Below are 20,928 nucleotides of genomic sequence, written 5' to 3'. Positions count from 1 at the left end.
GGGAACGGCTCGTGAAGCTGGATTCGATGTACCAGGACGTCATCCTGGACCACTACAAGCACCCGCACGGGCGCGGTCTTCGGGACGGCGACGCCGAGGTGCACCACGTCAACCCGACGTGCGGCGACGAGATCACGCTCCGCGTGAAGTACGACGGCTCGCGCATCGAGGACGTCTCGTACGAGGGACAGGGCTGCTCCATCAGCCAGGCCTCGGCCTCCGTCCTCAACGAGCTGCTCGTCGGCAAGGAGCTGGCCGAGGCGCAGAAGATCCAGGGCACCTTCCTGGAGCTGATGCAGTCCAAGGGCCAGATCGAGCCGGACGACGCGATGGAGGAGGTGCTGGAGGACGCGGTCGCGTTCGCCGGTGTCTCCAAGTACCCGGCCCGTGTGAAGTGCGCGCTGCTCAGCTGGATGGCGTGGAAGGACGCGACCGCCCAGGCGCTGGGTGACGCGGAGAGGGAGTCGGCATGACCGAGAACGCCGAGGCCACGATGAAGCCGGCCTCCGAGGAAGAAGTCCGTGAGGCGCTGTACGACGTCGTCGACCCCGAGCTGGGCATCGACGTCGTCAACCTGGGCCTGATCTACGGCATCCACATCGACGACTCGAACGTCGCGACGCTGGACATGACCCTGACGTCGGCGGCCTGCCCGCTGACCGATGTGATCGAGGACCAGGCGAAGTCCGCGACGGACGGCATCGTCAGCGAGCTGAAGATCAACTGGGTCTGGATGCCCCCGTGGGGCCCGGACAAGATCACGGACGACGGCCGCGAGCAGCTGCGCGCGCTCGGCTTCAACGTCTGATCGGTCCGCCGGTACCTGTACGAAGGGCCGTGCCCGCCGGGATTCCCGGTGGACACGGCCCTTCGGCGTACCCGGTGCCTTCGGCGCCCCTCGTCAGAAGCCGGGGGCGGCCGGCGCCTGCGGGGGCAGGCCCGCGCTCTCGGCCAGGGCCGGGGCGAGGTTCTCCTTGCGGATGCGCTGGTCGACGTAGATGAGGCCGCTGACCAGGGGAGGGAAGGTGGACTGGATCAGATAGCCGATCAGCTGGCCCACCATGATGACCACGATGTAGACCGAGAAGACCGACAGGATCTCCGAGAGGCCCGGGTCGGTGCCGAGATCCGCGGCGGCCGTCATGGCGGAGAACAGCCCGATCATGCTGAGCACCTGCTGGATCACCCCGGCCGTGACCGCGGAGATCAGGCCGGCCAGCATCGAGATGCCGAGGACCGGCCACCAGCGCCCGCGCACGAGCTGCGAGGAGCGCCGCATCGCCCGGACCGGGCCCTGCTTCTCGAAGACCGCCGCCGCGGGGGCCAGGCTGAACTTCACCCAGAGCCAGACCGCCGGGACGATGGCCACCAGGAAGCCCAGCATGCCGAGACCGACGAAGGCGCCGGCGACCTCGTCGCTGTCGCCGGCCGCCGAGGCCGACGCGCCGGCCATGCCGATCGAGAAGAAGACCAGCGCCGGCAGCACCGGGACCATGGCGATCAGCCCGGTGAGCAGGCTCGTGCCGATGAGGGCGGGCACCCGGGGGAGCGCCCTGCGCCACACGGAGCCGATGGTCGCGGGGCGGCCCAGGACCGCGTCCTGGAGGACGGTGAGCATGGCCGCCTCGACGGTGGCGACGGCGAGCACGTACCCGATCAGGGCGACGGCCACGACGAGGACGAAGGCGATGACGAGGGGCCGGATCTCCTCCCACGCCGGTTCCTGGGCGTCGGGCCGGTCGGCCAGGTCGATCAGGTGGCTGAGCTGGTCGGCGACCCCGGACAGGGCGGCGACGAGGGCGATGCCGACGAGCAGCGTGTACGCCCCGAAGACCGCCGCCGCCAGGCCCATGACGGGGCCCTTGTACCGTCCGATCGTCGCCATCGCGCCGCCGAGGACGTCACCGAGGCCGAGCGGCTTCAGCGGGATCACCCCGGGTTTCGGCGGTGGCATCCAGCCTCCCCAGCCCGGCGCGCCGGGACCCCCGGGGCCGGCCGGACCTCCTGCTGCGCCGCCGTACGGCCCCCACCCCGCGTTGTGTGTCATTCCCCGCTCCCTGTGTCCTGTTTTCCCGCCCCCGGCTGGTGACCGGACCACGGTATAGGGACGGGACATGCCAAGAACATCCGCCCGCTGCGTACGGGCGTACGCATCGCTGTGTACGCTCGTACGCATGGGTTACGGACTGCTCGCGGGCGCCATCGCGGCGGAGATACTCGCCACCACCTCGATGAAGTACAGCGAGGGCTTCAGCAAGCTCTGGCCCTCGCTCATCACCGGGGCGGGCTATCTCCTCGCCTTCGCGCTCCTCGCCCGGGCGCTCAAGACGCTCCAGGTCGGCACCGCCTACGCCATCTGGTCCGGGGTCGGCACCGCCGCCGTCGCCCTCATCGGCTTCCTCTTCCTCGGTGAGAGCCTGGGCCCCGCCAAGATCGCCGGAATCGTCCTCATCATCGCCGGGGTCGCCGTCCTCAACCTCGGCGGCGCGCACTGATGGCGCGGACCCGGCGGTACGACCCGGGGCGGCGCGAGCGGATCGTCGACGCGGCCCTCGCCGTCGTCGGGCGCGCCGGGATCGGCGGCCTGAGCCACCGCACGGTGGCCGCCGAGGCCGATGTGCCGCTGGGCTCCACCACGTACCACTTCGCCTCCCTCGACGAACTCCTCGTCGCGGCGCTCCGCAAGGCCAACGAGGGCTTCGGCCGGCTGCTCCGCGAGCACCCCGCCCTCACCGACCCGGCCACCGGCCTCGCCGCCGCGCTCGCCCGGCTCCTGGGGGAGTGGCTGGGCGGGGAACGCGCGCGCGTGGAGCTGGAGTACGAGCTCTACCTCGCCGCCCTGCGCCGCCCCGCCCTGCGCCCGGTCGCCGCCGAGTGGAACGAGTCCGTGGTCGCCGCCCTGGCCCACCGCACCGACCCGCTCAGCGCCCGCGCCCTGGTCGCCGTCATGGACGGCATCTGCCTCCAGGTCCTGCTCACCGACGGTGCCTACGACGAGGAGTACGCGCGCGTGATCCTCGCGCGGGTCCTGAACGAAGGACCGAATCCGCCGCTCACGGCCTCGTCGAAACCGCCGACGGACTCGACCGACACCTGAGACCGGTTGGCCCGGGCGGGGGCCCGCCGGTTAGGTTTTCCGTCATGACCACTGCTCCTCGCACCACCGGCGCCGTCGCCGCCGGCCTCGCCACCATCGCCGGCGACGGCACCGTTCTCGACACCTGGTTCCCCGCCCCCGAGCTGACCGAGGCGGCCGGCCCCGCCGGCACCGAGCGCCTCAGCCCCGACGAGGCCGTCAACGCCCTCGGCGAGGGCGCCGCCAAGGCCCTCGGCGTGGACGCCCGCCGGGGCGTCGAGGTGGTCGCCGTCCGCACCGTCATCGCCTCGCTGGACGACAAGCCGCTCGACGCGCACGACGCCTACCTGCGCCTCCACCTGCTGAGCCACCGTCTCGTCAAGCCGCACGGCCAGAGCCTCGACGGCGTCTTCGGCCTGCTCGCCAACGTCGCCTGGACCTCGCTCGGCCCGGTCGCCGTCGACGACATCGAGAAGGTCCGGCTCAACGCCCGCGCCGAGGGCCTGCACCTCCAGGTGACCTCGATCGACAAGTTCCCGCGCATGACCGACTACGTCGTGCCCGCCGGGGTCCGCATCGCCGACGCCGACCGCGTCCGCCTCGGCGCCCACCTCGCCGCCGGCACCACCGTCATGCACGAGGGCTTCGTCAACTTCAACGCCGGCACCCTCGGCACCTCCATGGTCGAGGGCCGCATCTCGGCCGGCGTCGTCGTCGGCAACGGCTCCGACATCGGCGGCGGCGCCTCCACCATGGGCACGCTCTCCGGCGGCGGCAACGTCGTCATCTCGATCGGCGAGCGCTGCCTCATCGGCGCCGAGGCGGGCGTCGGCATCGCGCTCGGCGACGAGGTCGTCGTCGAGGCCGGTCTGTACGTCACCGCCGGCACCCGGGTCACCATGCCCGACGGTCAGGTCGTGAAGGCCCGCGAGCTCTCCGGCGCCTCGAACATCCTCTTCCGCCGCAACTCGGTCACCGGCGCCGTCGAGGCCCGCCCGAACAACGCGGTCTGGGGCGGCCTCAACGACATCCTGCACAGCCACAACTGATCAGGCGTCCACCAGCGCCTCGTGCGCTGCCCGCAGCCCGTCGGCCGTCTCCCGGTCGGCGGGCTGCAGCGGTTCGCGCACCGGGCCGCCGAGGAGCGCCTTCACGGCCACCGTGCCCGGCAGGCCCGAGGCCATCATCAGCTCGACCAGCGGCAGGGTCCGGGCGTTGAGCCGGGCCGCGCCCGCCGTGTCGCCCGCGTCGAAGGCGTCGAGGACCGCGCGCACCTGACGCGGCGCCACGTTCGCCACCGTACTGACGTAGCCGGCGCCGCCCACCGCGTACAGCGGCAGGTTCAGCTCCTCGCTGCCCGAGTAGTAGGCGAGCCCCGTCTCCGCGATCAGCCGGGCCGAGCCGAGCAGGTCGTTCGCGCAGTCCTTCACCGCCACGATCCGCGGGTGCAGGGCGAGCCGTCGCATCGTCGCGGGCTCGACCCGGGTGCCGGTGCGGCCCGGGATGTCGTAGACCATCACCGGCAGCCCGGTCGCGTCGGCGACCTTCAGGAAGTGCGCCTCGACGGCCGCCTGCGGGGGGCGGCTGTAGTACGGGGTGACGACGAGCAGCCCGTCCGCCCCCGCCTTCTCGGCCTGCCGGGCGAGCTCCGCCGTGTGCCGGGTGTCGGCGGTGCCGACGCCCGCGAGGACCGAGGGGCCGGGGCCGGCGGCCTCGCGGACGGCGCGGACGAGCGCGGCCTTCTCGGCGTCGGTGGTGGTCGGGGACTCGCCCGTCGTGCCGTTGAGGACCAGGCCGTCGCAGCCCTCCGCGACGAGCCGGGCGGCGAGGTCCTCCGCCGCGCCGAGGTCGAGGGCGCCGTCGGCGGTGAACGGGGTGACCATCGCGCACAGGGCGCGCCCGAAGGGGCGTTCAGTGTTCATTCGAGAAGTCTGTGCGCGCATGACCGTGAAGGTCCACTTAGATCTTCTTGGTTCGAGGATTCAGTTTCCGTGAAGGATGGCCGTCCGGCACGACCTGCTCGGCTAGAGGGCCAGCTTGAAGCCGTCGTGGCTGCGGGCGAAGCCCAGGGAGGCGTAGAAGCGATGGGCGTCCGTCCGCCGCTTGTTGCTGGTCAGCTGGACGAGCGCGCAGCCGCGCTCCTTCGCCCGCGCCACGGCCCGCTCCATCAGCTCCCGGCCGAGTCCGCCGCCCCGCCGGTCGGCCCTGATCCGGACCGCCTCGATCAGGGCCCGCTCGGCGCCGTTCTTGCCGAGCCCCGGGATGTACGTGGCCTGGAGGCAGCCCAGGACGAGATCGCCGTCCACCAGGACCAGCATCTCGTTGCGCGGATCGGCCTCGATGTCGGCGAAGGCCCGCTCGTACGCCTCGGTGACCGCGACCGACGCGGGGTCCACGACCTCGTCCTCGTCGGCGAGCAGGGCGAGGACGGCGGGCAGTTCGGCGCGGGTGGCGGGGCGAAGGATCATGGCGCGAAGTCTCCCACGGCGAAGTGCCTTGACCTCAAGCGTGGTTGAGGATGGAGGGTCGAGCCATCGGAACCGAGCAGGAGGAGACCTTCCATGAACGCCGTCGCACACCCCGATGCCCGTCCCGATCTCCATCGGGCCGGAGTCGGCGCCGTCCTCGTCAGCACCTGGAGGGTCGGCACGCCCGAGCGTCAGCGTGCCGCCGTCGAGGCCATCCGGACGGCCTGGGAGAGCCGCGCGTGGCCGGACCTCGGCCTGCTCTCGTACAGCGTCGCCATCGGGACCGACGGGGACACGCTGCTGCACTACTCGCAGTGGACCGAGGAGAAGGCCTACGAGGACTTCGTCCGCACCCACCGCGACGACCGGAACGCCGAGATCGACGCCGCCGTGCCCGGCATCGAGCGGGTGGAGCTCCGCCGCTACGCGCCGATCCACCGGTCCGTCGTCCGCGACGGGACGAGCACGGGAGGGCTGCCCGGGATCGTCGCCGTCGTCGAAGCCGACTTCGACCGGCCCGGCCCGGGGCGCCGGGAGGACTGGGTGGACACCGTGTTCACCGCGCTGGACGAGGACGCGGTGACGCGGCCCCCGACCGACTGGACCGGCTTCCACTTCCATCTGTCCACCGACGGCGGCCGGGTCCTGAACTACGCGGAGTGGGAGAGCGAGCAGGCCCATGTGGAGTGGCTCTCGGACGACGCCAGGCTGAGCGAGGCCTGGAGGCGGGTGCACCGCCACCCGGGGCTCGTGGGCGCCCGGGTGCGGCGGTACACGCCCGCGCTCAGTCTGAGCGCGGGCGTGTGACCGTCCTGCCCGCTACGGGCGGAAGCGCAGCACCTGCGGGTCGTGGTCGCTGTTCTGGTCCGCGAACTCCGCGTTGATGTGCACCGAGTCGTACTCGAAGTGGTGCACGCCGGGGCTGGTCAGGATCTGGTCGAGGACCTGGCTGTTGCCCTGGTACACGTACGAGTAGCGCTCGCTCTCCGGCAGCGACTCGATCGCCGGGTACAGCGCGCCGCCGTCGGTCATCGCCTGCGTCGTCCCGGAGAACTCGAAGTCGTTCATGTCGCCGACCACGAGCACGTCCGCCTGCTTGTCGACGGCCTCGATCTGCTTGACGAAGGTGTTGACGGCCTGCGCCTGGAGCAGCCGCTTGGCCTCGGAGGAACGGTTCGGCGGCTGGTGGTGCGAGACGATCGACTCGTCGCCGCCCTTCGAGGTGAGGTGGTTGGCGATCACGAAGACCGTGCGGCCGCGGAAGACGAACTCGCCCGCGAGCGGCTTGCGGCTGGCCTCCCAGGCGGTGTTCGCCGGGTCGATGCGGCCGGGGGAGAGGGTCAGCGCGGCGTGGCCCTTGGTGCCCGTCACGGCGGTGGCGGTGGTCGCGTCGCCGCCCGCGCGGTCCGTGAAGGAGACCCGCTCGGGGTTGAAGAGGAAGACCTGACGGATGTTGCCGCCGGGCTCGCCGCCGTCCTTGCCGTTCTGCGGGTCGATCGAGCGCCACTCGTACGCCGGTCCGCCCGCCGCCACGATCGCGTCGGTGAACTTCTTCACCGTCACGTCGGCGGCGACCGTGCCGTCGTTCTTGGCGCCGTTGTCGTCCTGGATCTCCTCCAGGGCGACGATGTCGGGCGAGGAGAGGTTCTCGACGACCGCCTTCGCGAGCGCGTCGAACTTCTCCTGCGGGTCGGTCGGGTCGAGGTTCTCGACGTTGTACGTCGCCACGGCCAGCTCGTTCTTGTGCTGCCTGTCCGTGGTCTCGCGCTCCAGGCCGTTGTCCTCCAGCGTGCCGAGGACGCGCGCGGCCAGCGTGTAGCCGCCGAACTGGTTGAAGTCGAGCGGGCCCTCGGTGGTGCCGGTCAGCCGGTCGCCGACGTTCGCCTTGGGGAAGGGCTGCTGGGCCAGCGGGGTCAGCGACTGGATCTGGAGCCGGCCGGTGTTCTGGGACTCGTACGAGCCGTAGACCGTGCCGCCGCGCTCGTTGTCGTTCTCCCAGGGCTTCACCGTCACCCAGAGCTCCGCGTACGGGTCGGTGGCGCCGACCACCCGCGAGGAGTCGATCCGGACGTTCATGCCCTCCAGGGACTCGTAGTAGTCCAGGGCGTACGTCTCGGGGTCCAGCTCCAGGCCGTTGATCGAGCCGCCCGCGGCCGGGTCGCCCTCGGGGGCGTACTCCTCGGGGACCGACGAGGCCGAGACGGTCACCGGGGCCGGGACCGGGTTGCCCTTCGAGACCACGGTGACGACGGGCTTCGAGATCTGGGTCATCGACTGGTTGCCCGAGTTCAGGCCGCCGGGGACGTACTCGGTGACCGTGCCGTTCAGCCGGACCGCGTCGCCGACGGAGACGGTCGGGACGGAGCTGGTGAAGACGAAGATGCCTTCGCTGGTGGCCGCGTTCTCGTCCGCCTCGGGGTCCTGGATCCAGAATCCGCGCGAGCCGTAGGTGCGGACGCCGGTGACGATGCCCGTGACGCCGGTGACCTGCTTGCCGGCGAGGGGGGAGACGCGCGTCGTGCCCTGGATGTCGTGGACGCGGACACCGGCGGCGGCGTCCTCCGCGGAGGCGCTCGCCGGGCCCGCGAGCAGACCGGCGGCGAGGGCGGAGGCGACGACGGCGGAGACCGCGGCGAATCTCGGTATGGACGAAGACATCAGAGGCTCCGAAGGTGCTTGGAGGATCAGTAGAGGAATCTACGCGCGTCAATCTCTTGTGAGAGCGGTGCACTTGTCAAGAGTCGACGGGTGTACGAAGGCTGACGGGGCCGTGAACCGCCGGACGGGGCCCCGGATGCGTCTACCCTGAGGACCGCTCTCCGAGCCCCTTCCACCTTCACCCCCACGCGTCGAGGAGACCCCCCAGATGTCGGAGCACCCCACCCTTCCCCCCGTTCGGCTGCGTGCGGACGCGGAGCTGGCGCGGGACGCCCTGGCCGCCCCCCTCCTCGCCCAGGCGGTGCGGCTCGCCCGCTGGGCCGGGCCCGACACCCGCGTCGACGCGGGCGGCGAACTCGTCGACGAGCAGCTGCCCGAGGCCGCCGAGGTCCTCGGCCTCGCCGACGACGAGGACGGCGAGACCTGGGCCGGCGACGCCTGGCGGCTCGCCGTCGACACCGGACTCGTCGCCGTCGAGGACGGGGAGGAGCGCGAGGAGGGCGACCTCCCCGGGCGGGCCGGTCCCGGCGAGAACCTCGCGCTGGTCACGGGCGGTTCGCCGCAGGACGTCCTCGGCCTCTGGCTGGACGGCTTCGACGCCGTCTTCGCCGACGCCGTCGCCCCCGTCCTCGACGACCTGGACGCCGTCGTCGGCGAGGACGGAGAGATCGACTTCGACGCCCTCGACTGGGACCCCGAGGTCGAGGCCGACTTCCTGGAGGGCGTCCTCGGCAACCTCTACCTGCTGACCGTCAGCGAGGGCGGCGCCGGCGAGGGCCCCGTGCCGCTGCCCGCGCTCGCCGCGTCGATGGTCGTCCCCGACGACATGGGCGAGCCCACCGACGACGTCCTGGAGCAGGTCTCCGACGCGATGATGCGGCTCGACGAGCAGTTCCGGCTGCTCGAACCGATCGGGCTCGTCGAGTACCAGCCCGTCGACGAGGCCCTGATGGCCGAGGAGGGCGAGGAGCCCGCGCCGCCCCTCGACGACGAGGACGTCACCCGCTACGGCATGGTCCGGCTCACCCCGCTCGGGCTCTACGGCGTCCGCGCCCGGATGCTGGAGGCCGGCGTCGACGCGCCCGCCGTCGGCGACCTGGCGGACAAGGGCGCCGACGCCCTCCTCGACGGGATCGCCGGCTACCCCCAGGCCGCGGCCCGCGAGGAGACCGCCGCGTGGCTGGCCGGCCGCGACGCGCTCGACGCGGCCCGCGAACTGCTGCACGCCGCCCGGGGCGCCGACGCCGGCTCCCCGCTCCGCCGCCTCCACTGCCAGCAGACCCTCTCCCTGGTCGGCGCCGAGGCGGAGCCCGCCGTGCGGGAGGTCCTGGACGACGCCGAACTCGGCGGGCTCGCCCGGGTCTGGCTCGCCGAGCGCGGCGCGGCGGACGTCCCCGCGCCGCCGGAGTCCATGATCTTCTGGCTGGCGATCGACACGATCGCGGCCCAGCTCGACTCGGACGGCGACCTGGCGGAACTCCAGGAGCTGGTCGAGGGCCTCAGCGGCCGCCACAGCGGCTTCTTCGAGGCGGCCTGGCGGGTGGAGCACCCGGCGACGGCCGAGGTCCTGGAGGCGATGGGCCGTCTGCACCGGGACAAGGCGGCGGCGAAGGAGGCCCGCAAGGCGGCCTTCAAGGCCCGCTCCCGGCAGGGGGCTTCGGGGTCCTGACGCCCCGTACGGGATGCCCGGTGGTGTTCCCGTGGCGTTCAGGCGGTGTTCTCGGGGGCGCGGGAGGGTGGCCCGCGAGACCCGGCCATCACAGGGAGACCCCACCACCATGCCGCTGAACCGCAGAGAGTTCACCCAGCAGTCCGCCGTCGCCGGTGCGGGCCTCGCCCTCACCGGCGTCGTCGGAGCTCTCGCCACGGCCCCCGAGGCGCTCGCCTCCGACGAGCCGGAGACGTACGGGGCGGGTCGCGGCCACGGCCACGACCTCGGGTACGGGCCGCTGGTCGCCGACCCCGACGGCATGCTCGCGCTGCCCGAGGGCTTCTCGTACCGCGTCGTCACCCACAGCGGCGTGACCCGTCTGGAGTCCGGCGAGTTCACGCCCTCCAACCACGACGGCACCGCCGCCTTCGCCGGGCCGCGCGGCACCACGTACCTCGTCAACAACCACGAGCTCAAGGGCCCGCGCTCCAAGTGGACGCACCCCGTCCCGCTCACCGAGGGCCTCGTCTACGACCCGGCCGCGGCCGGCGGCTGCACCGTCGTCGAGGTCCACCGCGACGGCACCGTCGCCGAGTGGGTCGGCCTCGCCGGCACCTCCACCAACTGCGCCGGCGGCCGCACCGCCTGGGGCACCTGGCTGACCGGCGAGGAGACCGAGGACCTCGCCGGCAAGAACGGCATGACCAAGGACCACGGCTACATCTTCGAGGTCGACCCGCACGACGTCCGCGCCAACCTCGCCCCGAAGCCGATCAAGGCCTTCGGCCGCTACGCCCACGAGGCCGTCGTCCTCGACCCCAAGCGCGGCCACGCCTACCTCACCGAGGACGCCTCCGGCCCCAACGGGCTGCTCTTCCGCTGGGTGCCGCCGCAGGACTTCGAGCACGGCCGCGGTCAGCTCCGCACCCTCGCCGACGACGCCGGCGCGCTCCAGGCCTTCCGGTGCATCGACTCCTCGGGCAGCTTCGTCGACGACCTCTCCCGCGCCACCCGGATCGGCACCGTCTACGGCGTCGACTGGATCGACGTCCCCGACCGCGACGCCCGCACCACCTCCGTCCGCAAGCAGTTCACGGACGGTCAGGTCACCCGCGCCCGCAAGCTGGAGGGCATGTGGTGGGGCGACGGCGGCGCGTACATCGTCTCCTCCTACGCGCGCGAGGAGAGCCCCGGCGCCGCGCACGACGGCCAGGTCTGGTTCTACGACCCGAAGCGCCGCACCCTCACCCTCAAGGTGCTCCTCGGGGTGAACGCGACCCCGGACGAGGACGGCGCCTTCGACGGCCCCGACAACATCACCGTCTCCCCGTACGGCGGGCTCGTCATCGCCGAGGACGGCGAGGGCGTCCAGCACCTCTTCGGCGCGACCGACTCGGGCCGCACCTACCCGATCGCCCGCAACGACCTCAACGACAGCGAGTTCACCGGAGTGACCTTCTCGCCCGACGGCGACACGTTGTTCGCCAACATCCAGGACCCGGGCATCATGGTCGCGATCACCGGCCCCTGGCGCCGCCAGCCCCGCCGCTGAGGTCGTTGAGGCCGAAACTGATCTCTGGTCAGGTCCATGGACTGACATCTAACATGTCAGTCCATGGACGCACTGCGGCCCGTGGGCCGGACCCTGCTGCGTGACCGGGCCTACGAGGCGCTGCGCGAGGCCATCGTGCGCGGCGAACTCGCCCCCGGCGCCTCGCTGAAGGACGCCGACATCGCCGACCGGCTCGGGCTCTCGCGCGCACCCGTGCGCGAGGCCCTGGCCCGGCTCGGCGACGAGGGGCTCGTCGAGTCCAAGCCGCAGAGCTACACCCGGGTCACCCGGCCGGTCAGCCGGGTCGTCCGGGACGCCGCCTCGGTGGTCCGGGTGATGCACGAGCTCGCCGCCAGGACCGGCGTGCCGCTGCTCGGCCCCGAGGGCATCCGGACCATGCGCGAGGCCAACGAACGCTTCGCGGCGGCCGTCCGCGCCTCCGACGTGGAGGCCGCGCTGGCCGCCGACGACGAACTCCACCAGGTCCTCGTCGTCGCCAGCGGAAACCACGCCGCCGCCGCCACGATCGCGCGCTACACCCCCCTGATCCGCCGCGTCGAGCGGCGCCTCTTCGGCGACGCCGGGAGCTGCGGATCGGCCGAACTGCACGCCCGGCTCATCGAGGCGTGCGCGGCGGGGGACGCGGAGGAGGCGGTACGGGTCACCACCGAGATCTGGGCCGCCCTGGAGCAACTCGCGGACGACGCCATCGAGGTGGCCGAGGTCACCGGCATCGCCGCGCCCGTGGCTCCGCCCGAGCGGCCGTAGCGCGTCCAGGACCGTCGACCCGTCGCCGCCACCCACCGGGAGCCGTTTTGCCGATCACCGACTTCGACCGCTACCCGCTCCTCTTCGGGCCCTCCCCGGTCCATCCGCTCGAACGGCTCACCCACCACCTCGGCGGCGCCACCCTCTGGGCCAAGCGCGAGGACTGCAACTCCGGTGTCGCGTACGGCGGGAACAAGACCCGCAAGCTGGAGTACCTGGTCGCCGACGCCCTCGCCCAGGGCTGCGACACCCTCGTCTCCATCGGCGGGGTCCAGTCCAACCACACCCGCCAGGTCGCCGCCGTCGCCGCCCGCGCCGGCCTCGGTTGCGTCCTCGTCCAGGAGAGCTGGGTCGACTGGCCCGACTCCGTCTACGACAAGGTCGGCAACATCCTCATCAGCCGCCTCGCGGGCGCCGATGTGCGCCTGGTGAAGGCCGGCTTCGGCATCGGCTTCAAGGAGAGCTGGGAGCAGGCCCTGCGGGAGGTCGAGGAGGGCGGCGGGAAGCCGTACGCGATCCCCGCCGGCGCCTCCGACCACCGGCTCGGCGGCTTCGGCTTCGCGAACTGGGCGTACGAGGTGGCCGAGCAGGAGCGGGAGCTCGGCGTCTTCTTCGACACGGTCGTCGTCTGCTCGGTGACCGGCTCCACCCAGGCCGGCATGGTCGCGGGCTTCGCCGCGCTCGCCGAGGAGGGCGGCCCGGCCCGCCGGATCATCGGGATCGACGCCTCCGCGAAGCCCGTCCCGACGCACGAGCAGATCACCCGGATCGCCCGGGACACCGCCGCCCTCATCGGCGTCGAGCGCGCGGTGACGGCGGCCGACGTCGAGCTGGACGAGCGCTACCACGCCGGGGTGTACGGCATCCCCGACGAGGCCACCCTCGACGCGATGCGGCTCGCCGCCCGCACCGAGGGCATGGTCACCGACCCCGTCTACGAGGGGAAGTCGATGGCGGGTCTGATCGACCTGGTGGACCGGGGGGAGATCGGCCGGGACTCGACCGTGCTCTACGCCCACCTCGGCGGCCAGCCCGCCCTCAACGCCTACAGCGCCCTGTTCTGAGAGGTTCCGGCCGCTCAGAGCGCCTGGGCGGCCGGCTTCACCATGCCCCGGACGGTCCGCGACTTCACGAACTCGCCCATCGCCGTCATCTCCCACTCGCCGGAGAACTGCTTGATCAGCTTGGCCATCATCACGCCGGTCTGCGGCTCGGCGGTGGTCAGGTCGAAGCGGACCAGCTCCTCGCCCGTCGCCGCGTCGATCAGCCGGCAGTAGGCCTTGGCGACCTCGGTGAACTTCTGGCCGGAGAAGGAGTTGACCGTGAAGACCAGTCCGGTGGCGTCGGCCGGGAGGCGGCCGAGGTCGACGACGATCACCTCGTCGTCGCCCGCGCCCTCGCCGGTGAGGTTGTCGCCGGAGTGCTTGATCGAGCCGTTCAGGATGGACAGCTTGCCGAAGTAGCAGCTGTCCAGGTGGTTGCGCTGCGGACCGTACGCGATGACGGAGGCGTCCAGGTCGATGTCCTTGCCCCGGAAGGCGGGCTCCCAGCCGAGGCCCATCTTGACCTGGGAGAGCAGCGGGCGGCCGCCCTTGACCAGGGACACCGTCTGGTTCTTCTGGAGGCTGACCCGGCCCTTGTCGAGGTTGATCTTGCCGGTGGAGACGGGGGCGGCGGGGGCCGGGGGCGCCGGGGGAGCGGGCGGGGCCGGGGGCACCGGGGCCGCGATGCGCGGGTCCACCGGGGCGGCGGGCGGCGCGGGCGGCACCGGCGGGGCGGGCGGCACGGGGGCGACGGGCGCCGCAGCCGGTGCGGCGGCGGGCTCGTCGTCCACCGAGACGCCGAAGTCGGTCGCGATGCCGGCGAGCCCGTTCGCGTACCCCTGGCCGACCGCGCGGGCCTTCCACGCGCCGTTGCGCAGATAGATCTCGACGACCACGAGCGCCGTCTCGGTGGCCAGCCGCGGCGGCGTGAACGTGGCGATCACGGTGCCGTCGTCCGCGTTCCGGATCGTGGCCGTGGGCTCGATGCCCTGGAAGGTCTGGCCGGCGGCGTCCGGGCTGGCCGTGACGACGATCCTCTCGATGCCGGCCGGGAGGGCGCCGGTGTCCACCAGGATCGCGTCGGGCGCGGCCCCGCCGCCGGAGCGGTAGGTGACGCCGGGCCCGGCCGGCTGGTTGTAGAAGATGAAGTCGTCGTCCGAGCGCACCTTGCCGTCGGCGCCGAGCAGCAGGCCCGAGACGTCGAGCCGCACGGGGGCGGCGACGTCCACCGCCACGCGCGCGGCGGTGAGAGGAATGTTCGAGCCGGGGGTCATAGCGGTCATGCCAGGGGTAACGATCAGGCCCCCTTTGCCGTTCCCTTACCTCCTTCCGGTTCGGCCGGTCCGGTGACGCACGGGGTTCCCTTCAGGCCCACCGCGCAACCCGCCGTTACCGGGCAATCCGTCATAAGAATATTCTTTCGGTCCATGGGAGCTGTGGGGGCCGTGAGCGGCGAGGGGGCTGTGGACCGGAGCTCGTTCCGGACGGGGGACGTGGACGAGGCGCGCGAGGAGCTCGACGTGCGCTACTACGCGAACCGCATGGCCGTCGTCGACGGGGAGCGGCGCCCCTTCGCGGCCCGCTTCGACACCGTGGCGCTCGGGCCGCTGGTCATCGGCGACCTCAGCTGCGGCGCCGACGTGCGGATGAGCTTCGGCGAGCTCGGCGCGTACCACCTGAACGCGCCGATGAGCGGGACGATGGAGATACGCCAGGGCGGTCGCTCCCCGATCGTCGCGACGCCCGCCGAGGCCCTGCTGCTCGACCCGGCCGGGGACACCTTCCTCGACCGCTGGAGCGGGGACTGCCGGGCCCTGTCCGTGAAGGTCGGCGCGGCCGAACTGCGCGACCGCCTCGAACAGCTGACGGGCCGTGCGCCGCGCGGCCCGCTCGTCTTCGCGCCCCACCTGGACATCACGCGCGGCCCCGGCCTGAGCTGGGTGCGCTTCGCCCGCCAGGTCGCCGCCGAGGCGCTCGCCGGGGAGGGGCTCGCCACGCACGAGCTGGTCGCCCGGCCCCTCCAGGAGGCGCTGCTCAACGGGCTGCTGCTGGCCGCCGAGCACCCCTGGCGCGAGGTCCTCGCCCACCCGGGGGAGGTGCGGCGCCCGGCCCCGGTCAAGCGCGCGATGGACGCGGTGCGGGAGCGTCCCGAGCACCCGTTCACGAGCACCGAGCTCGCCGTCCTGGCGCGGGTGAGCGTGCGCCGCCTCCAGGAGTCCTTCCGGGAGTACGTCGGGATGTCGCCGATGGCGTACGTGCGGGAGGTCCGGCTCGACCGGGTCCGCGAGGAGCTGCGGGCGGCCGCGCCGGACGAGGTGAGCGTGAGCGAGGTGGCCTGGCGCTGGGGCTTCGCCCACCAGGGCCGGTTCGCGGCCCGCTACCGGGAGAGGTTCGGCGAGTCACCGTCCCGGACGCTCCGGGCGAGCGCGTGACCGGGGTCGGGGCACTTGACCGACGGCAGAAAGCGGGCGCCCGATCGGGAGCGGAGCGCTTGACCCACGGCAGAAAGCGGGCGCCCGATCGGGGACGGGGCGCGAGCCCACCACCGGGGGGCGCATGGTGCGCTCCCGGGTGTGCATCGACCCGCCGCGCAATCCGGACAGGTGTCGCGTTCCGCGGATCGCGATGATCTTCGGGCGGGCCTACGGTGGGCGGGTCGGGTGCGCAGGCGCGCACCGTGGCCCGGGTCCCGGCCGGCTCCCCCGTATCAGTCCGGCCGGGTCCTGCGTACCCCCTACGGGGTGTCCGGCAGCGCCGTGAGCAGGCGCAGGGTCGAGGCGCGGGTGTCGGCGACGTGGGCGCGGGCCAGGGCCTCCGCGCCCTCCTCGTCGTGGTCGCGGACCGCCTCGTAGAGCCGCTCGTGCGCCCCGCACATCGGCTCGCCGTCCGACTGGGCGGAGGTGAGCCGGAAGAGGCGGCGCAGCCGGGAGTCGAGCGGGGCCATCAGGTCCGCCAGGAGCGGGTTGCCGGAGAGTTCGACGATCCGGCGGTGGAAGTCGGCGTTGAGCGAGACGGCCTCGCGGAGCCGCCCGGACTCCGCCGCCTTCCGCGCCCGGGCCAGGAGCCGCTCCAGGTCCCGCAGCGGGGCGGGGGTCGCGTTCCGGGCGGCGAGCCGCGCGGCCAGGCCCTCCAGGTTCTCCCGTACGTCGAAGAGGTACGCGGCGTCCTCGGGGCCGAACTCCGCCACCACCGATCCCCGGCGCGGCTGCACCGTGAGGAAGCCCTCCGACTCCAGGCGCTGCATCGCCTCGCGCACCGGCACCCGGGAGACCCGCAGGTCGTCGGCGATCTCCCGCTCCACGAGGCGCAGCCCCGCCGGGTAGTCGCCCTCGATGATCCGCTCGCGCAGCTCCACGTACACCCGCTCCCGCAGGGACATGTGGGTGTCCCCGACGGCGGTGGTGCGGGCGGCGGGACGGGGGGTGGTCATCGGGAGGGCTCCAGTCGTTCGGCCGGGAGGGGGCGGCGGTGTTCCCCGATCTTCGCAGACCGGTTCGCGCGGGTTCCGAACCGAGGGCCCTCAAGCCATTGCCTGGTATTCGGTATACCAGCTACGTTTGCGCCGCACCGCGGTCACCAGGGGGATCCCGACGCGCGCCCCCGCCCCTCGTCCGTCATCTCGCGAAGGAGACACCATGAGCGAGGCCTCCGCCCCGCCCGGTCCCACCGCCCTCCTCGGGGCCACCCTCCCCGACGGCCGCACCGCCGACGTCCACCTCGAGGACGGCCGGGTGAGCGCCGTGCGGGAGCACGTCCCGGGCCGCCCCACCCCGCCCGGCGCGCTCGACCTCGGTGGCGCGCTCCTGCTGCCCGCCCTCGTCGACGGCCACGCCCACCTGGACAAGACCCTCCTCGGCGCCCCCTGGCGCCCGCACCGGGCCACCGCCACCCTCCAGGAGCAGATCGCATCCGAGCGGGAGTCCCGCCGCGCCGAGGAGGTGCCCGTCGCCGAACGGGCCGCCGCCCTGGCCCGCCGGATGGTCTCCCTCGGCACCGGACACGTCCGCTCCCACGTCGACGTCGACCCCGACACCGGCCTCGACCACCTGCACGCCCTCCTGGAGGTCCGGGAGGGGTTCCGCGACCGGCTCGGCATCCAGCTCGTCGCCTTCCCGCAGTCCGGGGTCGTCTCCGCGCCCGGCGTCGCCGACCTCCTCGACGCCGCCCTCGCCGACGGCGCCGACCTCGTCGGCGGCCTCGACCCGGTGGGCTTCGACGGCGACCCCGACGGCCAGCTCGACATCGTCTTCGGCCTCGCCGAACGCCACGGCAAGGGCATCGACCTGCACCTCCACGACGGCGGCGAGACCGGCACCGCCCAGCTGCGGGACATCGCGGCCCGCACCGCCGCCCTCGGCCTCGGCGGCAAGGTCGCCGTCAGCCACGCCTACGCCCTCGGCGGCGTCGACGCCGCCGAACTCGACCGCACCGCCACCGCCCTCGCCGCCGCCGGGGTCGCGATCATGACCAACGGCCCGAGCGGCCACGTGCCGCCCGTCCTGCGGTTGCGCGAGCACGGCGTCCGGGTCTTCGCCGGCTCCGACAACATCCGCGACACCTGGTGGCCCTACGGCACCGCCGACATGCTCGAACGCGCCACGATCATCGGCCTCAGGACCGGGCTCATGACCGACCCCGAGCTGTCCGTCGCCGCCTCCCTCGTCACCGGCGAGGCCGCCGCCGCGCTGGGCCTCGACGACTACGGCACCGCCCCCGGCGCCCGCGCCGACCTCGTCGTGGTCGCCGCCGGTTCCGTCCCCGAGGCCGTCGCCGCCCACCCCCGCCGGCTGCTCGTGCTGCACGCCGGACGGGTCGTCGGCCCCTTCGCGGACGACGCCTACCCCGAGCTCGTCCCGTCCTCGGGAGGGGCCGCGTGACCACCACGGACACCACCTCCCGCACGGCCCCGGCGGAGGCGGGCCGGCTCGCCTCCGGCCGGATCGGCACCTTCGACCTCGTCTTCTTCGTCGTGGCCGCCGCCGCGCCGCTCACCGTCCTCGCCGGCGTCGCCCCCTTCGCCATCGGCATCGGCGGCCCCGGCGCCCCGCTCGCGTACCTCGTCTCCGGCGTCCTGCTCGCCCTCTTCGCCGCCGGGTTCACCGCGATGAGCCTGCACGTCCGCAACGCCGGGGCCTTCTACGCGTACGTCGCCCGAGGCCTCGGCCGCACCCTCGGCGTCGGCACCGCCTACGTCGCCGTCGTCTCGTACAACCTCGTCACCCCCGGGGTCGCCGCCGCCTTCGGCTACTTCGCCGCCGGATCCGTACGGGACGCCACCGGTGCCGACGTGCCCTGGTGGCTGCTCTCCGGGCTCTGCGTCCTCGCCGTCGGCGTGCTCGGCTGGCTGAAGGTCACGCTCAGCGCCAAGGTCCTCGGCATCGCCCTGGTCCTGGAGGTCCTCTCGCTCGTCGTCATGGACGGCGGCATCCTCGGCGAGCGCGGCACCGCCGCCCTCGACACCGCCTCCTTCGCCCCCTCCACCCTCGCCGCCGGCGGCGTCGCGGGCATGTTCGTCCTGGTCATCGGCGCCTTCACCGGCTTCGAGGCCACCGCGATCTTCGCCGAGGAGGTGCGCGACCCCCGCAGGACCGTGCCCCGCGCCACCTTCATCGCGATCGGCTTCCTCGCCGTCTTCTACTCCCTCGGCTGCTGGCTGATCATGGGCGCCTTCGGCACCGACAGGTCCGTGGAGCTCGCCCGCGCGGCCGACGGACCCGAACTCACCTTCAAGGCCGCCGAGCTGTACGCGGGCGCGTGGCTGGCGGACGCCATGCACGGGCTCATCGTCGTCAGCGCCTTCGCCGCCACGCTCGCCTTCCACAACGCCGGAGCCCGCTACCTGTACGCCCTCGGGCGCGAGGGCCTGCTGCCCCGCCGCCTCGGCACGGTCTCCGGGAAGCACGGCTCGCCCGGCGGCGCCGTCATCGCCCAGACCGGCTTCAACCTGGCCGTCGTCGGCGCCGGGGCGCTCCTCGCCGCCGACCCGTACGGCGAGGTCTTCCTGTGGACCAACAGCGTCGGCGTCCTCGGCATCATGGGCATGCAGGCCCTCGCCGCGCTCGCCGTCTGGGCCTACTTCCGGCGCGACCGGAGGGGCCTCCCGGCCGCCCGGGTCGTCTGGGCGCCGTTGCTCTCCTGCGCCGGACTCGCCCTGCTCACCGTGCTCGCCGTGGTCCACTTCGACCTGCTCACCGGCCGCACCGGCGCCGTGAACACGGCCCTCCTGGTGCCGCTGCCCGTGGTCCTGGCCGCCGGCCTGCTCGTGGCCCTGCGCATCCGGCGCACGGACCCCGAGCGGTACGCCTCGCTCACCACGGTGGACGTGGAGCGGGACTGATCGCGGGTAGGGGGCGGGGGCCTGCCCCCGCCCCGTGGGCCGTCACACCAGGCGGCCGTCCCGCGCCACCACCCGGCCCGCGCGGACCACGAGGTCACGGCGGGGCAGGTCCACCACCGCCTGCGGCAGGCACTCCCCGTCGACGAGCATGAAGTCGGCGGGGGAACCCGGCCGCAGGTCCGCCTTCGGAAGGCCGAGCAGCTCCGCGCCCCCGTCGGCGGCGAGCCGGAAGCAGCCCTCGAGGTCCTCGTCGAGCCGGGCGTCCAGGGCCCAGGCGGCGAGCCAGGCGCGGTGCAGCATGTCCCCGTCGCCGAAGGGGCTCCAGCTGTCCCGTACCCCGTCCGAACCGAGGCCCACCGTCACCCCGCGCTCGGCGAGCCGCCGGAACGGCAGGATCGTGGTCTCGGACAGCGCGACCGTGGTGAGCGAGATTCCCGCCTCCGCGAGCAGGTCCGCCGTCTCGTCGAGCTCCCGGCCGGACAGGGCGGCCACCGCGAAGGCGTGTCCCACGTTCACCCGGCCCCGGAGTCCGAGGGCCCGGGTGCGGGCGGCGATGTCCCGCAGCGGCGCGAGGCCCTGCTCGCCCCGGTCGTGGAGGTGGATGTCGAGCCCGAGGCCGTGCTTCTCGGCGAGCCCGAAGACCGTGCCCAGCTGGTCGCCCTCCCGGCCGCCCTCCGCGTCGAAGCCGGCCGGGTCGATGCCGCCGACGTGGGTGACGAGCCCGCTCGCGGCGGCCTCCGCCAGGAGCTCGGCCACTCCCGGCGTCCGGACCACCCCGTGCTGCGGGAAGGCGACCAGCTCCACGTCGACGATCCCGGCGAGCTTCCCGGCCGCCTCGGCGATCCCCTCGATCCCGGAGAGCCCGTACGCCGGGGCCACGTCCGCGTGGGCCCGCATCGCCCGGGTGCCCTGGGCGGCGGCGTGCGACATGAGGCGCAGCGCCCGCTCGGCCACCGGCGTCTCCAGCGCGCGGGCCAGCCCCACGTCACCGGCGACGTACTCGGCGATGCCGTGCGCGGGCCGGCGGCTGTGCCAGGGCTCGCCCCAGGAGGTCTTGTCCGGGTGGATGTGCGCGTCGACCAGCGTCGGCAGCGCCAGCCGGCCGCCGCCGTCGACCCGCTCGACCTCGGCGCCTTCCGGGACCTCCGCCACGAGTTCGCCGTCCACGGCGACCAGGTCCCGGGCCGGGCCGCCGAAGGGCCGTACGTCGTGGAAGAGGGTGGCGGTGCGGGTCACGGGGGCTCCTCGGGGCGAGATCGACTGACGCTCCATTTGGTATACCATGTGCGGCGGGGTGCGGGTCGGGGAGCACAAGCCTCTGGTGCCGGCAGGGCGCGGGTCCGTTGCGCCCACCCGTTCCGCCCCGCGGAACGAT

Annotated in this window: 20 protein-coding genes; 13 read left to right on the top strand and 7 right to left on the bottom strand. The window is 73.5% G+C overall.

What is annotated here, in order from left to right:
• The first annotated feature begins 11 nt into the window (after positions 1-11).
• Positions 12-473, top strand: a complete 462-nt coding sequence (sufU, locus tag ACFYUS_RS19860; RefSeq protein ID WP_388853340.1) for a Fe-S cluster assembly sulfur transfer protein SufU — start codon at positions 12-14, stop codon at positions 471-473.
• Positions 470-808 carry a metal-sulfur cluster assembly factor gene (locus ACFYUS_RS19855; RefSeq protein ID WP_030205917.1) on the top strand — a complete coding sequence of 113 codons (339 nt, stop codon included), beginning with the start codon at positions 470-472 and terminating at the stop codon, positions 806-808. The genes sufU and ACFYUS_RS19855 overlap by 4 nt, the downstream gene beginning before the upstream one ends.
• Before the next feature lie 93 nt (positions 809-901).
• Here the strand turns inward: ACFYUS_RS19855 and ACFYUS_RS19850 are convergent, their stop codons facing one another.
• Entirely contained in the window at positions 902-1,954 is a 1,053-nt protein-coding gene (locus ACFYUS_RS19850) for a hypothetical protein (protein WP_388853337.1), read from the bottom strand.
• A 220-nt stretch (positions 1,955-2,174) separates the two neighbouring features.
• Between ACFYUS_RS19850 and ACFYUS_RS19845 the strand changes: the two genes are divergently transcribed.
• The 3 genes from ACFYUS_RS19845 to dapD are packed head-to-tail and all read left to right on the top strand — an operon-like array spanning position 2,175 to position 4,125.
• Positions 2,175-2,495, top strand: a complete 321-nt coding sequence (locus ACFYUS_RS19845) for a DMT family transporter (protein ID WP_388853334.1) — start codon at positions 2,175-2,177, stop codon at positions 2,493-2,495.
• Positions 2,495-3,097, top strand: coding sequence for a TetR/AcrR family transcriptional regulator (locus ACFYUS_RS19840; protein ID WP_388853331.1), 603 nt, complete (start codon positions 2,495-2,497; stop codon positions 3,095-3,097). Before ACFYUS_RS19845 ends, ACFYUS_RS19840 begins: the two co-directional genes overlap by 1 nt.
• A gap of 44 nt (positions 3,098-3,141) precedes the next feature.
• Entirely contained in the window at positions 3,142-4,125 is a 984-nt protein-coding gene (gene dapD / locus ACFYUS_RS19835) for a 2,3,4,5-tetrahydropyridine-2,6-dicarboxylate N-succinyltransferase (protein ID WP_388853328.1), read from the top strand.
• Here the strand turns inward: dapD and dapA are convergent, their stop codons facing one another.
• Positions 4,126-4,998, bottom strand: coding sequence for a 4-hydroxy-tetrahydrodipicolinate synthase (gene dapA, locus ACFYUS_RS19830; RefSeq protein WP_388853325.1), 873 nt, complete (start codon positions 4,996-4,998; stop codon positions 4,126-4,128).
• A gap of 102 nt (positions 4,999-5,100) precedes the next feature.
• Entirely contained in the window at positions 5,101-5,544 is a 444-nt protein-coding gene (locus tag ACFYUS_RS19825; RefSeq protein ID WP_388853322.1) for a GNAT family N-acetyltransferase, read from the bottom strand.
• Between the two features lie 93 nt (positions 5,545-5,637).
• On the opposite strand from ACFYUS_RS19825, the gene ACFYUS_RS19820 reads away from it, so the two are divergent.
• Entirely contained in the window at positions 5,638-6,351 is a 714-nt protein-coding gene (locus ACFYUS_RS19820) for an antibiotic biosynthesis monooxygenase (RefSeq protein WP_388853320.1), read from the top strand.
• A gap of 12 nt (positions 6,352-6,363) precedes the next feature.
• Here ACFYUS_RS19820 and ACFYUS_RS19815 read toward each other — a convergent pair whose 3' ends face one another.
• The gene (locus ACFYUS_RS19815) at positions 6,364-8,202 is read right to left on the bottom strand and encodes an endonuclease/exonuclease/phosphatase family protein (RefSeq protein ID WP_388853318.1); all 1,839 of its coding nucleotides are present in this window, start codon (positions 8,200-8,202) and stop codon (positions 6,364-6,366) included.
• 208 nt (positions 8,203-8,410) lie between these two features.
• Here ACFYUS_RS19815 and ACFYUS_RS19810 point away from each other — a divergent pair, with 208 nt between their 5' ends.
• From ACFYUS_RS19810 to ACFYUS_RS19795, 4 genes are all read left to right on the top strand, one after another.
• On the top strand, positions 8,411-9,871 hold the full coding sequence (locus ACFYUS_RS19810) for a hypothetical protein (RefSeq protein ID WP_388853315.1): 1,461 nt from the start codon (positions 8,411-8,413) through the stop codon (positions 9,869-9,871).
• A gap of 109 nt (positions 9,872-9,980) precedes the next feature.
• Positions 9,981-11,405 carry an alkaline phosphatase PhoX gene (locus tag ACFYUS_RS19805; protein WP_388853312.1) on the top strand — a complete coding sequence of 475 codons (1,425 nt, stop codon included), beginning with the start codon at positions 9,981-9,983 and terminating at the stop codon, positions 11,403-11,405.
• Between the two features lie 63 nt (positions 11,406-11,468).
• Positions 11,469-12,173: a GntR family transcriptional regulator gene (locus ACFYUS_RS19800; protein ID WP_388853309.1), complete on the top strand. Its 705-nt coding sequence runs from the start codon at positions 11,469-11,471 to the stop codon at positions 12,171-12,173.
• A gap of 47 nt (positions 12,174-12,220) precedes the next feature.
• Complete coding sequence (locus ACFYUS_RS19795; RefSeq protein ID WP_388853306.1) at positions 12,221-13,237, top strand: 1-aminocyclopropane-1-carboxylate deaminase; 1,017 nt, start codon at positions 12,221-12,223, stop codon at positions 13,235-13,237.
• A 14-nt stretch (positions 13,238-13,251) separates the two neighbouring features.
• Here the strand turns inward: ACFYUS_RS19795 and ACFYUS_RS19790 are convergent, their stop codons facing one another.
• Positions 13,252-14,499 (bottom strand): TerD family protein, encoded by a 1,248-nt coding sequence (locus ACFYUS_RS19790; protein ID WP_388853303.1) that lies wholly within the window; start codon positions 14,497-14,499, stop codon positions 13,252-13,254.
• 144 nt (positions 14,500-14,643) lie between these two features.
• On the opposite strand from ACFYUS_RS19790, the gene ACFYUS_RS19785 reads away from it, so the two are divergent.
• On the top strand, positions 14,644-15,648 hold the full coding sequence (locus ACFYUS_RS19785) for an AraC family transcriptional regulator (RefSeq protein WP_388853300.1): 1,005 nt from the start codon (positions 14,644-14,646) through the stop codon (positions 15,646-15,648).
• Positions 15,649-15,950: 302 nt separating this feature from the next.
• On the opposite strand, the gene ACFYUS_RS19780 is transcribed toward ACFYUS_RS19785, so the two are convergent.
• On the bottom strand, positions 15,951-16,646 hold the full coding sequence (locus ACFYUS_RS19780) for a GntR family transcriptional regulator (protein WP_388853297.1): 696 nt from the start codon (positions 16,644-16,646) through the stop codon (positions 15,951-15,953).
• Between the two features lie 205 nt (positions 16,647-16,851).
• Between ACFYUS_RS19780 and ACFYUS_RS19775 the strand changes: the two genes are divergently transcribed.
• Positions 16,852-18,093 (top strand): amidohydrolase, encoded by a 1,242-nt coding sequence (locus tag ACFYUS_RS19775; protein ID WP_388853294.1) that lies wholly within the window; start codon positions 16,852-16,854, stop codon positions 18,091-18,093.
• Complete coding sequence (locus ACFYUS_RS19770; RefSeq protein WP_388853291.1) at positions 18,090-19,553, top strand: APC family permease; 1,464 nt, start codon at positions 18,090-18,092, stop codon at positions 19,551-19,553. Before ACFYUS_RS19775 ends, ACFYUS_RS19770 begins: the two co-directional genes overlap by 4 nt.
• Positions 19,554-19,595: 42 nt before the next feature.
• Here ACFYUS_RS19770 and ACFYUS_RS19765 read toward each other — a convergent pair whose 3' ends face one another.
• Positions 19,596-20,825, bottom strand: coding sequence for an amidohydrolase (locus ACFYUS_RS19765; protein ID WP_388853288.1), 1,230 nt, complete (start codon positions 20,823-20,825; stop codon positions 19,596-19,598).
• Between the last annotated feature and the right edge of the window lie 103 nt (positions 20,826-20,928).

The organism is Streptomyces sp. NPDC004284 (assembly GCF_042874035.1).
GTDB lineage: Bacteria > Actinomycetota > Actinomycetes > Streptomycetales > Streptomycetaceae > Streptomyces.
This window is presented reverse-complemented; position numbering and strand designations above follow the sequence as displayed.

What these genes read in the sequence shown, in the direction of transcription:
- ACFYUS_RS19815 (WP_388853318.1), bottom strand. Translation starts at nt 8,202, where the DNA reads ATGTCTTCGTCCATACCGAGATTCGCCGCGGTCTCCGCCGTCGTCGCC.
- ACFYUS_RS19775 (WP_388853294.1), top strand. Translation starts at nt 16,852, where the DNA reads ATGAGCGAGGCCTCCGCCCCGCCCGGTCCCACCGCCCTCCTCGGGGCC.
- ACFYUS_RS19840 (WP_388853331.1), top strand. Translation starts at nt 2,495, where the DNA reads ATGGCGCGGACCCGGCGGTACGACCCGGGGCGGCGCGAGCGGATCGTC.
- dapA (WP_388853325.1), bottom strand. Translation starts at nt 4,998, where the DNA reads ATGAACACTGAACGCCCCTTCGGGCGCGCCCTGTGCGCGATGGTCACC.
- ACFYUS_RS19785 (WP_388853300.1), top strand. Translation starts at nt 14,644, where the DNA reads ATGGGAGCTGTGGGGGCCGTGAGCGGCGAGGGGGCTGTGGACCGGAGC.
- ACFYUS_RS19790 (WP_388853303.1), bottom strand. Translation starts at nt 14,499, where the DNA reads ATGACCGCTATGACCCCCGGCTCGAACATTCCTCTCACCGCCGCGCGC.
- ACFYUS_RS19850 (WP_388853337.1), bottom strand. Translation starts at nt 1,954, where the DNA reads ATGCCACCGCCGAAACCCGGGGTGATCCCGCTGAAGCCGCTCGGCCTC.
- ACFYUS_RS19855 (WP_030205917.1), top strand. Translation starts at nt 470, where the DNA reads ATGACCGAGAACGCCGAGGCCACGATGAAGCCGGCCTCCGAGGAAGAA.
- dapD (WP_388853328.1), top strand. Translation starts at nt 3,142, where the DNA reads ATGACCACTGCTCCTCGCACCACCGGCGCCGTCGCCGCCGGCCTCGCC.
- ACFYUS_RS19845 (WP_388853334.1), top strand. Translation starts at nt 2,175, where the DNA reads ATGGGTTACGGACTGCTCGCGGGCGCCATCGCGGCGGAGATACTCGCC.
- ACFYUS_RS19810 (WP_388853315.1), top strand. Translation starts at nt 8,411, where the DNA reads ATGTCGGAGCACCCCACCCTTCCCCCCGTTCGGCTGCGTGCGGACGCG.
- ACFYUS_RS19800 (WP_388853309.1), top strand. Translation starts at nt 11,469, where the DNA reads ATGGACGCACTGCGGCCCGTGGGCCGGACCCTGCTGCGTGACCGGGCC.
- ACFYUS_RS19805 (WP_388853312.1), top strand. Translation starts at nt 9,981, where the DNA reads ATGCCGCTGAACCGCAGAGAGTTCACCCAGCAGTCCGCCGTCGCCGGT.
- ACFYUS_RS19820 (WP_388853320.1), top strand. Translation starts at nt 5,638, where the DNA reads ATGAACGCCGTCGCACACCCCGATGCCCGTCCCGATCTCCATCGGGCC.
- ACFYUS_RS19765 (WP_388853288.1), bottom strand. Translation starts at nt 20,825, where the DNA reads ATGGAGCGTCAGTCGATCTCGCCCCGAGGAGCCCCCGTGACCCGCACC.
- ACFYUS_RS19825 (WP_388853322.1), bottom strand. Translation starts at nt 5,544, where the DNA reads ATGATCCTTCGCCCCGCCACCCGCGCCGAACTGCCCGCCGTCCTCGCC.
- ACFYUS_RS19780 (WP_388853297.1), bottom strand. Translation starts at nt 16,646, where the DNA reads ATGACCACCCCCCGTCCCGCCGCCCGCACCACCGCCGTCGGGGACACC.